Annotated in this window: 10 protein-coding genes; 2 read left to right on the top strand and 8 right to left on the bottom strand. The window is 62.0% G+C overall.

Annotation, left to right across the window (positions count from 1 at the left end):
• The 4 genes from ABHU32_RS03710 to ABHU32_RS03695 form a co-directional block, all read right to left on the bottom strand.
• A complete protein-coding gene (locus tag ABHU32_RS03710) occupies window positions 1-1644 on the bottom strand; it encodes a CpaE/TadZ family protein (protein ID WP_346979006.1) in 1644 nt (547 codons plus the stop codon).
• On the bottom strand, window positions 1644-2303 hold the full coding sequence (gene cpaB / locus ABHU32_RS03705) for a Flp pilus assembly protein CpaB (protein WP_342995957.1): 660 nt from the start codon (window positions 2301-2303) through the stop codon (window positions 1644-1646). The genes ABHU32_RS03710 and cpaB overlap by 1 nt, the downstream gene beginning before the upstream one ends.
• A gap of 252 nt (window positions 2304-2555) precedes the next feature.
• Window positions 2556-3509 carry a ribosome small subunit-dependent GTPase A gene (gene rsgA / locus ABHU32_RS03700; protein ID WP_430393427.1) on the bottom strand — a complete coding sequence of 318 codons (954 nt, stop codon included), beginning with the start codon at window positions 3507-3509 and terminating at the stop codon, window positions 2556-2558.
• 478 nt (window positions 3510-3987) lie between these two features.
• Window positions 3988-6669, bottom strand: a complete 2682-nt coding sequence (locus tag ABHU32_RS03695) for a cation-translocating P-type ATPase (RefSeq protein WP_346979004.1) — start codon at window positions 6667-6669, stop codon at window positions 3988-3990.
• Between the two features lie 441 nt (window positions 6670-7110).
• Here ABHU32_RS03695 and pyk point away from each other — a divergent pair, with 441 nt between their 5' ends.
• Window positions 7111-8571 (top strand): pyruvate kinase, encoded by a 1461-nt coding sequence (pyk, locus tag ABHU32_RS03690; RefSeq protein WP_138374409.1) that lies wholly within the window; start codon window positions 7111-7113, stop codon window positions 8569-8571.
• Between the two features lie 758 nt (window positions 8572-9329).
• Window positions 9330-10067, top strand: a complete 738-nt coding sequence (locus ABHU32_RS03685; RefSeq protein ID WP_138374408.1) for a hypothetical protein — start codon at window positions 9330-9332, stop codon at window positions 10065-10067.
• Here the strand turns inward: ABHU32_RS03685 and ABHU32_RS03680 are convergent.
• The 4 genes from ABHU32_RS03680 to cbiM all read right to left on the bottom strand — a co-directional run bounded on the left by ABHU32_RS03680 (window position 10064) and on the right by cbiM (window position 13706).
• Complete coding sequence (locus ABHU32_RS03680; protein ID WP_052044001.1) at window positions 10064-10912, bottom strand: hypothetical protein; 849 nt, start codon at window positions 10910-10912, stop codon at window positions 10064-10066. The genes ABHU32_RS03685 and ABHU32_RS03680 overlap by 4 nt on opposite strands.
• Before the next feature lie 79 nt (window positions 10913-10991).
• A complete protein-coding gene (locus ABHU32_RS03675) occupies window positions 10992-11762 on the bottom strand; it encodes an energy-coupling factor ABC transporter ATP-binding protein (protein WP_052044000.1) in 771 nt (256 codons plus the stop codon).
• A 44-nt stretch (window positions 11763-11806) separates the two neighbouring features.
• Complete coding sequence (locus ABHU32_RS03670) at window positions 11807-12643, bottom strand: energy-coupling factor transporter transmembrane component T family protein (RefSeq protein ID WP_035136805.1); 837 nt, start codon at window positions 12641-12643, stop codon at window positions 11807-11809.
• Window positions 12621-13706, bottom strand: a complete 1086-nt coding sequence (cbiM, locus tag ABHU32_RS03665) for a cobalt transporter CbiM (RefSeq protein ID WP_035136804.1) — start codon at window positions 13704-13706, stop codon at window positions 12621-12623. Before cbiM ends, ABHU32_RS03670 begins: the two co-directional genes overlap by 23 nt.
• Window positions 13707-13856: the final 150 nt, after the last annotated feature.

Raw genomic sequence — 13856 nt, 5'->3', positions numbered from 1 at the left:
CTAATCACCCTCGCGCGACCAGGGAAGGCGGATACGCGGGCGTTCGGTGCGCGTTGCACGGTCGGCGACCATATCGCTCCAAGGGCCGACGGCGCACCCCAGTTCCACGAGCATCTCGCGCGTGGCCTCGCGCACGCTGGTCGCAAAAGCGCTGGTCTGCCCCACTGCCTCGTCAGCGCGCCCAAACGCCATGAGCGCGGCGAGATCCTGCCCGCCATCGGCGATACGAATCTTGGAGCTCAACGCACAGGCAATCTCAAAGCGCATGGCGACGTCCTCGTCTGCCCCGCGCGCACCGAACCGGTTGAACACGGCGCTCATGCGCGTGCGCGGCACACCTACTCGACTTGCCAGTTCAATGACGCGCGATGCCGATGTCGCGGACGACACCGCAGCATCGCCAACGATCAGGCAACGGTCGCTCGCCGCCACCGCAGCCGCCATGGCGTCGCCCCAAAAGACCGAGGTATCGATAAAGACCACGTCGGATTCGCGACGCAGGACATCAAGCAGTAGCTCCACCGGACGTGCCATGAGCTCGGCTTGCTCGGGCGCCGCGACGGGACCCCAGAGCGTAACGCCCGGGGCGACGCGCATCGATGCGGCTACGATATCCGGCTCGGTGAGCGTGCCCGCCGCCGACGGCTCGATAAGTGCCGCCATATCGCGCGGAGCATCGACGCCTAACAAGTCGTAAAGGTTTCCAAACATCAGGTCCAGGTCGAGCACGGCGGCACGCAAGCCCAACAGCGACGATGCGTGTGCCATGGTGGCAACGATCGTCGACTTGCCGCAACCGCCCGAGCCCGAAATGACGCAGACGACCGGAGCTCGATGCGGCGAAGCGGCAGCGTCTGCCGGCGGCATCGGAGGCGGCGGGGCGGGCGTCGGTGACAGCGTCCCCGTCTCCCCCGCCGCAACTACACGCTGCGTCCAAGCCGGCATGTCAGCTTGTTCGGTCTGCGAGGCAGGCTCGTTCTGCGCAATCTGCTCATGCTGCATCAGCGACAACTCGCCGCACCCGGCAAAGCCCTCAACTTCGTCGAGTTCATCCGCCAGATTCACGCCGTGCACGTATCCCATATCTACAGCCGGGGAGTCGCCAGCATGCTGCGCCGGCCCTCCAGCGTCATCGCATACAAGGGGGTTCCGGGGGCGCCGACCATGCTCGGCTTCCGCTTTTCCATAATCATCAACACGCGGGCCTCTTGTAGCGCGAGGCGCCCCGGGTTCCCTATCAACAAAAGCATCGGGCTCAATCGTCATGCGCCGATCGGAATCAACCGCTCCCTCGCCCGCGCGCCCGTTGCCGCATATACTGTGCGCAGCGATGACCTCGGTCGCCCCCGCGCGAAACAACCCCTCGATATCCGACGGATCGAGCGCTTCTATCAAGACGACCACGCGACTCACGCGGCCTTCGGCCGTCAGGCGCGCAACAGTCTTGCGCACATCTTCGGTATCAAACAGAGACGCTGCGATGATGGCAGCCCCGCGGCGCGACGGAAACGCCCGAGCCATGGAAACCAGCCCGTCCAGGTCACCCACGCGAAGCACCTGTGCACCCGCATCACGGCCCTCGACTTCCCGCTGCAACAGCCCGTAATCGCCGCACGCGCAGCACGCAAGCCAGATCGCCTTCATCACTCGTCGCCTCCGCTCTTTTTGCCGCGCGCCGTGGCGGGAATCGTCAAGCTGACCGTTCCCTTGCCCGAGGCTCCCAGCAGTTCCTTGACGTCTTCGGGGTCAGCTGCCAGCGTCACCCATTCGATCTTGCCCTCGCGCGTAGCACCAGAATCCTCACTGGTATCGATCACGTGCGCGCCGCACAGTCGATCGGTTACGCCGTCTTTTTGCACATACACATCCACGTAGCTGCCCACGCCCGTAGCACCGCCGACCGAGTGCTCGGCATCGACCGCCACCGAAACGGCGACCTTGCCCTTAGGCACCTCGAGCTTGTGGCTCTCGGCCTTGGTGTAGACATTGCAGATCACGGCGTTTTTGGGAATACGCGAAGTCGTCACGTCGCCGCGCACCTGGCGCAGCTCGGTCGCCGCGTCACGCGGCAGCAGACTCGTCAGCCATTCCTGGGTTATGACATTGGTCTCATCGAGGGTCTCGCCCACATCGATATCGCGCGCCGCGACGCATACCTCGACGCGATCGCCACCGTACTTGGCCAAGGTCTCAGCCTGGACCTGTTCGGCTTGCGAGCGGATCGACGAGCCGTAAACCATGCAGAGCAGAGCAGCGAGCACGCCCGCGACCAGACTGATGGCGATGCGCTTGCTCTTGTTCACGGCCGCTCCTCTCATGGCAGTGCCGGGCGAATGCCCGTACCACCATTGTCTGGGCGGTCAGAGTGCAAAGCGGTGCAATCGCGATCTTGGTTTTCGATGTCAAACCAATCGCTGACCAAAAGCTGACCAGCCCGTCAAGCTCGTGGCAAAGTTTTGGTCAGCACGTCAGCAAACTGCATGTTTCGAGGCTTTTCCGCAGCAAAAAAGCCGTCTCCCGACCAGTTGGGAGACGGCTGTCATAGGAAAAATCAATTACAGATGGACATCGGGATCGAGCATTTGAGCGCTCACGCGCATGGATGACGCCAAGTTTTGGAACGTTTCCAGACGCAGACTGTCGATCTGCCCGGCGTCCTCGGCCTCGCGAACGGCGCAACCCGGCTCATGGGTATGTGTGCAATCGCCAAACCGGCACGCGCGCGATGCCTCGACAATCTCGGGGAAGGCGCGCGCCAGACCCCGCTCGTGACCCACGAGCGGTAGGCTGCGCAGGCCCGGGGCATCGGCGATCACACCGGCGTCGCCCGGCAGCGCCACCATCACGCGCGCGACGGTAGTGTGACGGCCCTGGTCGTCGCGTTCGCGCACACCGCCGGTCGCCAACGTATCGTGGCCCAGCAGTGCATTGAGCAGCGTCGACTTGCCGGCACCCGACTCGCCCAGAATCATGGCGCAGCTCCCGGCAGGCACGCAGACACGGACCTCGTCCAGGCCGCGGCCCTCAGCAGAGGACGTCACGATCACGCGCACGTCCGGACCCACCAGGCGGCGCACGCGGTCCAGATCGCGCTCGAGCTCCTCGGCATCGCAGCGGTCAGCTTTGGTGAGTACCACCACCGGCTCGGCATCGCAGTCGAGCGCCAACACCAGCGAGCGCGCCACGCGGTCGAGCAGCACCTCACCGGCACCGAGCGCCTGCACGATTAGCACGCTATCCACGTTGGAGCAGAGCACCTGACGCTCTCCGCGGGCACGGCCGCGCCAACGCTCAAAGCTCGTACGGCGCGGCAGAACGCACTCAATCACGCCCATATCGTGCCCGGGAGCGCGGCGCACCGCCGCACGGTCGCCCACGGCGGGCAGCAGCACCTCGTCCTCGCCGCGCGACTTGGCAAACCCCACGGCATGCTCGGCACGAAAGGTATCGTCGGCCGTCACCACCAGCGGAAACCCGCGATCTAAGCGCACCACGGCGCCAAGCTGCATCTGCTCGGGCTCCTCAGCATGTGCGCAGAAATCATCAAAGGCAGTCTGCTGGGTTTCATCGACTGGCAGGTCATCAAACGCCGGAACGTCCTGCAGCGCGTCAAGCCCCGGCACGCTTGCCAGCAGCTCCTCAGCAGATACGGGAGCCTCGGTCGCGAGCTTCCGACGACGATCGCGCTTAGCCCGCGCCCCCGTTGTCTTTTTCTTCGCCTTAGCCTTAGCCTTGCCCACAAGCGCCTCCCAGCACCACAAATCACAACTGAGCAGGTATTTTAAATCAAAAAGAACTGGCCGGGCAAAGCCCGACCAGCTCACAAACTTTCCCTCAGCCCTTTTCATCCGCACGGGAGAAAAGCCAGCAAGGATACCGCAGGGCCCGCCCGCCGGGAGGGGTTTCCTAAGGGCACATCCCGCAGCCGCAAAGCGGCGAGGACGTGCCCGTGGAAACCCCGCAGGCGGTAGGGCCCGGACAGGTACGTTACTCCTTCTCGACCGCGCGCATGATCGCCTTGTAGATCTCCATCAGCGGGATGATCAGGAAGGCCAGGCCCAGCGCGGCAAGAACGCCCTTGAGCTCAAGCGTCACGGGGCCAAAGAACATCTCGGCAAGCGTCGGCTGCACGGTCACGATCACCGTCAGCACCAGTGCCAGCGCGGCGGAAGCCCACAGCCACTTGTTCTGCTTCTTCATGGTGAACAGCGACGCACGACGGCTGCGCATATTGAAGCAGTGGAAAATCTCGACCATGTTGAGCGTGATGAACGCCATCATCACGCCTTCCTCGTCGGCATTGCCGGCGATCATATCGGCGATGTGGATGTAGCCCATGTCAAAGTACACGCCCACAAAGAAGCTCGCCAGCACCAGCACGGTGATGATCAGGCCCTGGACCACGCAGTCCAGACCCATATTGCCGGCAAAGACGCCATCCTTGGCGTTGCGCGGCTTGCGCTTCATGATGTCGCCCTCGGCATCCTCCATGCCCAGCGCAAGCGCGGGGAAGCAGTCGGTAACCAGGTTCACCCACAGCAGCTGCACCGGCTGGAAGATGGTAAAGCCGATGAGCGTGGCGATAAACACCGAGAACACCTCGGCAAGGTTGGCCGAAAGCAGGAACTGGATGACCTTGCGGATGTTGTCGTAGATGCGGCGACCCTCTTCGCAGGCACCGATGATGGTGGCGAAATTGTCGTCGGCGAGCACCATGTCGGCGACGTTCTTGGTGACGTCGGTGCCGGTGATGCCCATACCGACGCCGATGTCGGCGCGCTTGATGGACGGGGCGTCGTTGACGCCGTCGCCGGTCATGGCGACGATCTGATCGCGCGACTTCCAGGCCTCGACGATGCGCGTCTTGTGCTCGGGCTGGACGCGGGCGTACACGCCGTAGTCCTCGATGTGCGCGTCGAGTTCCTCGTCGCTCATGCGATCGAGGTCGGCACCGGTGATGGCATGGCTGCGATCGGTGACGATGCCCAGCTGCTTGGCGATGGCCACAGCGGTGTCGATGTGGTCGCCCGTGATCATGACGGTGCGGATACCGGCGTCGTGCGCCTCGCGGATGGCGTCGGCGACCTCGGGGCGGACCGGGTCAATCATGCCGGACAGGCCGCAGAAGACCAGGTCGTGCTCGAGCGCAGCGGGGCTGCAGTCGGCCGGGACCTCGGTGTAGGTGCGGCTTGCCAGCGCCAGCACGCGCAGGGCCTCGTCGGCCATGGCCTTGTTGGCGGCCACGAGCTCGGCGCGACGCTCCTCGGTCAGCGGAACGACCCTGTCGCCGTCGTAGATATGGGTGCACAGGCCGATCACCACGTCGGGCGCGCCCTTGGTGTACTGCTCATACTCGCCGTCCAGGGTCTCGACGACCACGGACATCATCTTGCGGCCCGAGTCGAACGGGGCCTCGCCCACGCGCGGGTGCTCGGCAGTCAGGCCAGTGAGGCCCGCCTTGCCGGCGTCGTTGACGAGCGCGCACTCAGTCGGCTCGCCCACGGCCTCGCCCAGCTCCTCGTCCCACTGGGCATCGGAGCACAGAGCCATGCCGGCCAGGAACTTCTCCTTAGGTGCGGCGAGCTCGTGCTTGACGACGGTCATCTTGTTTTGGGTAAGGGTACCGGTCTTGTCGGAGCAGATGGTCTGCGTGCAGCCGAGAGTCTCGACGGCAGAGAGCTTGCGGATGATTGCCTGGCGCTTGGCCATCTTGGTCACGCCAAGCGACAGCACGATGGTCACGACGGCGACCAGGCCCTCGGGGATGGCAGCGACGGCGAGCGAGACGGCAACCATAAAGGTATCGAGCAGGGCGGTCGGGTCGGTAAGAACGTTGCCCACGCCGTGGCGGATGATATCAACGCCAAAGATGACGACGCAGATAACGATAACCATGATAGTGAGGATGCGGCTGAGCTCGGCAAGCTTCACCTGCAGCGGCGTGAGCTCTTCCTTGGCCTCGGCCAGGGCGCCGGCGATCTTACCCATCTCGGTGTTCATACCGGTACCGACTACGACGGCGCGGCCACGGCCGTACACCACGGTGGAGCCCATGTAGCACATGTTCTTGCGGTCGCCGAGCGGCACGTCGTCGGTGCCGGCGGCGAGCTCGATCACGTTGGCATGCTTCTCGACGGGCACGGACTCGCCGGTAAGGGCGGCCTCCTCGATCTTCATCGTGGCGCTCTCGAGCACGCGGCAGTCGGCCGGGACGGAGTCGCCCGCCTCGAGCATGATCACGTCACCGGGCACGAGCTCGGCGCTCGGCAGGTGCACGAGCTTGCCGTCGCGCAGCACCTTGGACTGCGCCGCGCTCATCTCCTGCAGGGCCTCGAGAGCCTCCTCGCTTTTAGCCTCCTGGACCACGCCCAGCACCGAGTTGACGATAACGACGAACATGATGATGGCGACATCGGCAAAGTCCGCCTCGCCCTTGACCATGCCCGTGAGCGCGCTGATGACGGCGGCAACGATCAGCATGATGACCATGGGGTCGGCCATCTGCTCAAAGAAGCGCTTCCACAGCGGCGTCTTCTCGGCTTCCTCGAGCTTGTTAGGGCCTGTCTTAGCGAGGCGCGACGACGCCTCGTCGTCGCTCAGGCCGAGGTTCTCATCGACACCTTGGTCGCTGAGCACCTCCGCCGCGGCGGACAGGTATTCCTTTTGCATATAGAGTCCCCTCCTGGGATTCGGGCCACTCAGCAGATTGATGCCCGATCATAATTCCCAGGAGAAGGGCAAGGGCTCATCAAGGCTGCCGTGCTGAGCGGCAGTTGATAGTGGAGCTATGGTACCCCAAAGCAACGCGTCTAGCCAAAACAATCCATTTGGAAATATGGTCCATAAGCAACGGTGCAGACCGTGTGATGCTCAATACTGATAAAACGTTTTTTCTTCGGCGCATCATCAAATTGAAATATCGCCCAGATAGCAGCGGTTAGAACGGTTGGTAAAGTTTTTGCATATACCGTTTTTCCGCAAAAAATGAACTTCTAATTCGGCATACGGTCGATTTTTTGGGGTATTCGGACGCCATTTCGTTATAATCAACTCGGTTTTATTTCTTATGGTTTATCTATCAGCGCAAGACGATGTCAGATGGAGGTCTGAATGTACAAGCGCACCAAGATTGTATGCACCATGGGTCCCGCCTGCGATAGCGACGAGACCATCCGCGAGATGATCAAGGCGGGCATGAACGTCGCCCGTTTTAACTTCTCGCACGGCTCCTACGACGAGCACCACGGTCGCATCGAGCGCGTCCGTCGTATTTCCAAGGAGCTCGGTATGCCCGTCGGCATCCTGCTCGACACCAAGGGCCCCGAGGTCCGCACCGGCCTTCTGGTCGACGGCAAGAAGGTTGCCGTCAAGACCGGCGACAAGATCGTCGTCACCGCTCAGCCCACGACCGAGGATTTCCACGGCACCTCTGAGCACATCTCCCTCGACTACCTGGCTCTGCCCTCCGAGGTCGAGAAGGGCTCCCTCATCCTGATCGATGACGGCCTGGTTGCCCTCGAGGTCGAGTCCGTCGACGGCCAGGACATGACCTGCGTCGTTAAGAACGACGGCCTGATCGGCGAGCGCAAGGGCGTCAACATGCCCAACGTCAACATCTCGCTGCCCGCCATCACCGAGCGCGATCGTCAGGACATCCTCTTTGGCCTGACCGAGAACATCGACTACATCGCCGCTTCCTTCATCCGCGACGGCGAGTCCGTCCGCGGCATCCGCGAGCTTTGCCGCGAGAACGGCGGCGAGCACGTGACGATCTTCCCGAAGATCGAGTGCGCCCTGGGCGTCGAGAACTTCGACGAGATCCTCGAGGCTTCCGACGGCATCATGGTCGCCCGTGGCGACCTGGGCATCGAGATCAAGCCCGAGCTCGTTCCGCACATCCAGAAGGAGATCATCGCCAAGTGCAACGCGGCCTACAAGCCCGTTATCACCGCTACGCAGATGCTCGACTCCATGCAGCAGAACCCGCGCCCGACGCGCGCCGAGGTTGCCGACGTTGCTAACGCCATTTACGACGGCACCGACGCCGTTATGCTGTCCGGCGAGTCCGCTGCCGGTAAGTACCCGGTCGAGGCCGTCAAGATGCAGGCCAGCATTGCTCTCGAGACCGAGAAGTACCTCCCGGCTCACGCTCCGCTCGAGGTTCCGGCTGACGCTCACGGCACCCGCGTTGTCAACAACGTTGTGGGTATGTCCGCTGTGAACATGGCCACCACCGTTGGCGCCAAGTGCATCACCGTGCCGACGACCACCGGCCGTACTGCTCGCCTGATCTCGCACTTCCGTCCCAACATGCCGATCTGCGCGTTCTCCCGCCACGAGTGGGCCGTCCAGCAGATGATCATGTACTGGGGCGTTATCCCGCACCAGGCCGAGATTACCCAGGGCACCGTCAACGGCACGATCGTCAAGGCGATCGAGACCGCTAAGGAGCTCGGCTACGTCGAGGCCGGCGACCTGACCGTCGCCACCGCTGGCGATCCCCGCATGAGCGTCCAGCTCGAGGACAAGGTCTCCTCGACCAACGTCGCTTACGTCGCTCAGGTGCGCTAAGTCGTACTTGCAAGCACACTTGCATCGCAAAGGGCCCGGAAGGCGAAGCCTTCCGGGCCCTTTTTCTGTGCCAATGCCGGCGCACGGCAAAACACACACTCATTTCTTTACCAAAAGCGCGAAATCCACCCTTCGAGACCCAATGAATAAAGTCCCAAGCGCTAAAAGTGTTCGCCCGGTGGCAAACCCACACCTTAACCGACGCTGCTAAATCGTTTTAGCAAGAGCCGGATTGACCTGCTTTTCGGAAGTATGCGGCAAATTCTGATACCTCCGAGCACACCCCGTTTTTTCGCAACAAAATGCCTGATAAACTAGCCTCAAAAGCCAGGTCTGCTCACAAGGTTTAGATTTTGCCGCATACTTCCGAATTGACACTGGCATCGCACGGTCCAAAAGCATATTTCGACCAGGAGGACGTCATGGACCTGACGCTATGCGGTCAATCCGCTTTTTACTATCACCGTATCCCGCCACAGATATTAGGCCTTTACCCTGCCATTAGCCTTGGCAATATGGATCGCAGATGTTGCGGCCTCGGAAGTCATGCAGTTGTAAAAGACCTGCTTCACGCACCGCTTCACAGGATTGTATTCACTCGGGCACAATCCGGGTCGCGAAGCCTGTTTAAATCGCACCTCCTGACCCAAGAGCCGCCTCCCGGGTCGTTTAGGCAAACCGAGCATGGGTTTGATGTCACATCGCCCGAGTTCACACTGCTCAACCTTGCTACGCAGGTCTCACGCAACCAGCTGCTTATGGCGTGTTATGAGATGTGCAGCTCGTTTGCTGTGTATACACCCTGCAAACGAGCGCAGCGGCAACTTGATGAAGCTATTTCGCTTAAGCTCATTCCACCCAACTGCGGCTGGGAGCGGGTTATCGACGTCAACGGCAAGGATACCAACCTGTGGAAGCGCACGCCGCTTCTTTCCGCAGCGGATATCGCCGCGTTCGCCAAGCAGGCCGCAGGCCTGCGCGGTGTTAAGCAGCTCCGCTGGGCCGCCGAACGCATGACAGGACAGACCGCCTCGCCCTTCGAAGTACAGACCTCCATGCTTATCTCGCTCCCCCGCGACGAGGGCGGCATGGGCATCAACATCGCAAACAACGTGCGCATCCCACTCAGCGACGCCGCGCGCTCGCTGTATGACAAAACCTGCTGCTACGCCGATATCCTCATCGAAAGCGCCACCGACAGCATGGGTGTCATTCTGGAATGCCAAGGCCGCTCTGCCCACGACAGCGAAGCCGCGAGCCTCTCCGATGCCGAGCGCGCCACCGCACTCACAAGCATGGGCTACGACGTCATCCAAATTACCTTTGGCCAGATTAAGGATAAGAAGAGCTTCGACCACATAGCCGAGCTCATCCATAAAAAGGCTGGACTTTCCTACACCCCAAAGACCAAACAGGAGCGCGCCGCCGAAGTCACCCTGCGGCAAGAGCTACTTGTCAATTGGGTTGAGCTATTCACCGCCAAGCCGGCCAGCTAGCAGCTAGCAATCAGGGGAAGCGCAGGCATATCGGGCGATTCGACGCGAGCCGCAAATCCCGCCTCGGTTAGCTCGATGACCTCGGTAAACGTTGTATCGAAAAACTCCTCGGTTAGCAGGCGATACGGCGGATGATCGGACTCGCCGGGGTTTTCGCGTACAATCTCGTGCATAACGCCGATGGTCTTGAGCACATACTCCTTATGGATGGGATACTGACCAAAACGGGTCGCCGCAGTATACAGGCGATCGGTCGCGCGCGGTATCGAAACGATGCCGAGTGTCTTGCCAAACCAGTCAAAGTCGCCTTGCTTTTTAATGCGGAATTCCTCGCACGGCTTGCCGCCGTGCGCCTCCAGGTACTGATTCACACGCGTATTCCATACGGTATCGGCCACCAGATGCGACCAAACGCCCAGCGTCAGATCGAGCAGCGACTGCGCCACGTCATCGGGCGCGAGCGAAAGCTCGCTAGCACCGGGACCGGCGACCGGCTCGGCGTCCTTGTAACGTTGGGGATAATGCACCCGATTGAGTCGCTCGCGCTCCTCGACAATCGAGGTCGCGGCAGCTGGCGCACCGGTGGGCGAACTTTTAAGCAACGGTGCCACATAGGTATCCCAGAACTCATGCTCACGAGGCTTAGGGATAGGCTCGGGCTTTGCAAAGTGCGTAATGCGGTACGGGATGGGATCGGCGATGCCAGGGACCATATAGCCCACGAAGATATCCGGAACCACGCAGCCAAACAAAAAGGCATTGCGGTCGCGCACGCTATTGGCAAGCGCACCGGTGCGCTCCAGCAAACGCTCCGTCTGAGCGATATGAATGTTCCAGCTTGGCATAGCCACCCCCATAAAAACCTGGATAACTATACCATCACGGCAAAGCCGCGCGGGCGGCTACGCACGCTCCACGCAGCAACTATTCCACAACGCCGCTCTCGGTTCCATACGACGATACCGGCGCCTCGACCACATGGTGATATCGATCGATAAAGATTGCACGGGCACCCAGGCGTCGTACCAAATCCTGATGGTGCGTGCTCATCAAGACCGTCTTACCGGCAGCAACATAGGCCAGTAGAAAGTTGACCACGATGTCGCAAGAGTCCTCGTCAAGTCCGTTGGTAGGCTCGTCGAGCACCAGGATATCCGGGTTCATCGACACGACGGCAGCCAGCGCCACGCGCTTCTTTTGCCCGCCCGAAAGCTGATAGGGCGAGGCATCGACCAGATCGGCAACCTGGAACAGCTCCATGGCGTCGCGGACGCGACGCTCGAGCTCGTCTGCCGGCAGCCCCATTTGAGCCGGGCCAAACGCGACCTCCTCGCCCACCGTGGCGCAAAAGAGCTGCGCATCGGCATTCTGGAACACAAAGCCCACGCGCTGATGGAACCGCTGGGCCGTCGCGGAATCCTTGAGATATGCCGCATCGACCGCATGCCCGTCAAACAGATACGCACCCGCGTCCACAAGTTCAAGGCCGTTGATAAGGCGCATGATCGTCGTCTTGCCGCAGCCGTTGGGACCGAGCAGAGCAACGAGCTCCCCACGGTTCACCTGCAATGAAATGCCGTCGATCACCGTATGACCCGCATAGGAAAACAGCACGTCGCGAAACTCGATGATCGGCGTGACCTCGGTGCCGGCAGCACCGCTCGCACCCATCGCGTTATTCGTATCGTTTGCCAAAACGTCGCCCTTCCCTACTCACATCGACGGTTCGACCGTCCGCGCTACAGCACCGCGCACAACACGGCGAGCAACGCAACGCCGGCCGCGTAAACCGCATCGCGCCAGCCAAAGCCGCTCCGTGCAGGCGCCGGATACACGCCGGCGAAGCCGCGGCACAGCATGGCCTCGTCCATCGCGCGGCTGCATTCCATCGCCTTGATAAACGTCATGCCCATGATACCCGCCAGCGAGTCGGTACGCGAAAAACCCGCGGGCGCGGAACCGACGCTGCGCAGCATGACCGATTCGCACAGATCGTGCGCCGTGCGTCCCAGCACCTCGATATGCTTGAGTGCCATATCAAACGTAAAGATAACCTCGTCGGGCAGGTGCAGCATTTTGAGCGCCGCCGACATGCGGCTCCAGGTAAGCGTCCACGAAACACCCAGCACCAGCGACACATTAATAAACGTCTTGAGCGCGATCTTGAGCATGGCGCCCGTGGCAGACGCGCCCAGCAGCAGGGCAGGCAGTGCCAGAACCACGGCAAGCCCCGTGGCGCCGAGCGCCGGTACAAAGGTCGCACGCAGCCCGCGTGCGGGGCGCACCGCGACCAGCACCAACGCGATTGCCGCCATCAGCATCAGGTACAGCGGACTCTGCGTCAGGCACACGCACAGGACGCAGACGAACATCCCCACCAGGCGCACCGGAGCCGAAACGCAAGAAAGGGCGCGGTCGACCATCGACCCGCCCTCGTGCGCGCCTCCACCCAGGCGAACCCGCTCAAGCAGGCTCGCCAGGTGCAGGACATTCTTTTGCATCACACGATGCCGAGCCCCCGCGGGCTCGTAACGCTGCTCGGTCGCAAGCCAGCTAGGCAGCTCGGCTATTGCCATGAGCACCGCTTTCCTTGACCGTCAGCGAGATCAGACGGAATGCGATGGTGAGCACCGCCACGCCAATCACGCCGGACAGGATATACATGGCAGCCTGACCGGCAAAGCCAAGACCCTGCTCCTCGGAATAAGCCTGCAGGTAATCACCCGTGGGCAGCGCGTCGGCAAAGGTCGGGGTATCGAGGCCGACCGAAGCCTGCAGGCTGTCGTCGCCAGCCTCCTGAACGGCGGTCGCGGCGCCCTCGGCGTCCCACTCACCCCAGGCGTCACCGGTGGCAAGCAAGCCCAGCGGCGTGGCCACCACGAGCACGGCGACCAAAATGAGCGTGGGGACCAGTGAGGTCTTCTTGGCAGCAGCGCCCTCGGCAGCAAGCTGGCCATCGACGGCCTCGGGCCCGACGATAATGCTCGGCGCCGTCTTCTTAATGAAACCGTAGATGGCGGCCGTCGCCACGCCCTCGATCACACCGGCAACCAGCATATGCGGGATCAACATGGCCGGAATAGCCACGGACAGCGGGAAGGGGCAGTACAGCGGAGCGCCCGAAGCGTTGGTGAAGAGCATCGGCTGAATACCGAACTCGACCGCCGCGCACAGGGCCGCCAGGCACAGGCCAACCCAGCCGCTCACGATGGCAGAAACCGAGGTGCCCCAGCTCTTGTCGTGCAGACGGCTGTTGAGCGCACGAAACACGATAGCAGCGACAAACGGCAGCACAAAGGCCATGTTAAAGCAGTTGGCGCCAAACGACAGAACGCCGCCGTCGCCAAATAGCAGCGCCTGCAGCGCCAGCGCGACCGAGACAGCGATAGCCGCGGCCTCGGGGCCCAGCAGCAGCGCGATGAGCGCGCCGCCGACGGCGTGACCTGTGGTGCCGCCGGGCAGCGGCACGTTGAACATCATGAGCAAGAAGGAGAATGCGGCGCAGATGCCCAGGAACGCCATATGCTCGCGATCGAGCGTGGCACGCACCTTCTTGATGCAGTGAACCCAAACGGGCACCATCGCCACCGCCATGACGGCATCGGTCTGCGGGGACAGATAGTTATCTGGAATGTGCATGTACGCCTCCCGGTTGTCGGCGCACAGAATTGCAACGCCGCTTAAATCACCTTGACAGTGTTACGTATTGTCAAATTCGTAACACGACGCGGGCTATCATAGCAAAACGGCGCACTGCCGACAAAGCAGCACGCCGTTATGTAATGCGCG

Source organism: Collinsella aerofaciens, assembly GCF_039758965.1.
GTDB lineage: Bacteria > Actinomycetota > Coriobacteriia > Coriobacteriales > Coriobacteriaceae > Collinsella > Collinsella aerofaciens_BR.
This window is presented reverse-complemented; position numbering and strand designations above follow the sequence as displayed.

Coding starts and splice junctions, on each gene's coding strand:
- ABHU32_RS03685 (WP_138374408.1), top strand. CDS start 9,330: ATGGCGTGTTATGAGATGTGCAGCTCGTTTGCTGTGTATACACCCTGC.
- cbiM (WP_035136804.1), bottom strand. CDS start 13,706: ATGCACATTCCAGATAACTATCTGTCCCCGCAGACCGATGCCGTCATG.
- ABHU32_RS03695 (WP_346979004.1), bottom strand. CDS start 6,669: ATGCAAAAGGAATACCTGTCCGCCGCGGCGGAGGTGCTCAGCGACCAA.
- ABHU32_RS03710 (WP_346979006.1), bottom strand. CDS start 1,644: ATGAAGGCGATCTGGCTTGCGTGCTGCGCGTGCGGCGATTACGGGCTG.
- ABHU32_RS03670 (WP_035136805.1), bottom strand. CDS start 12,643: ATGGCAATAGCCGAGCTGCCTAGCTGGCTTGCGACCGAGCAGCGTTAC.
- pyk (WP_138374409.1), top strand. CDS start 7,111: ATGTACAAGCGCACCAAGATTGTATGCACCATGGGTCCCGCCTGCGAT.
- rsgA (WP_430393427.1), bottom strand. CDS start 3,509: ATGCAGCTTGGCGCCGTGGTGCGCTTAGATCGCGGGTTTCCGCTGGTG.
- ABHU32_RS03680 (WP_052044001.1), bottom strand. CDS start 10,912: ATGCCAAGCTGGAACATTCATATCGCTCAGACGGAGCGTTTGCTGGAG.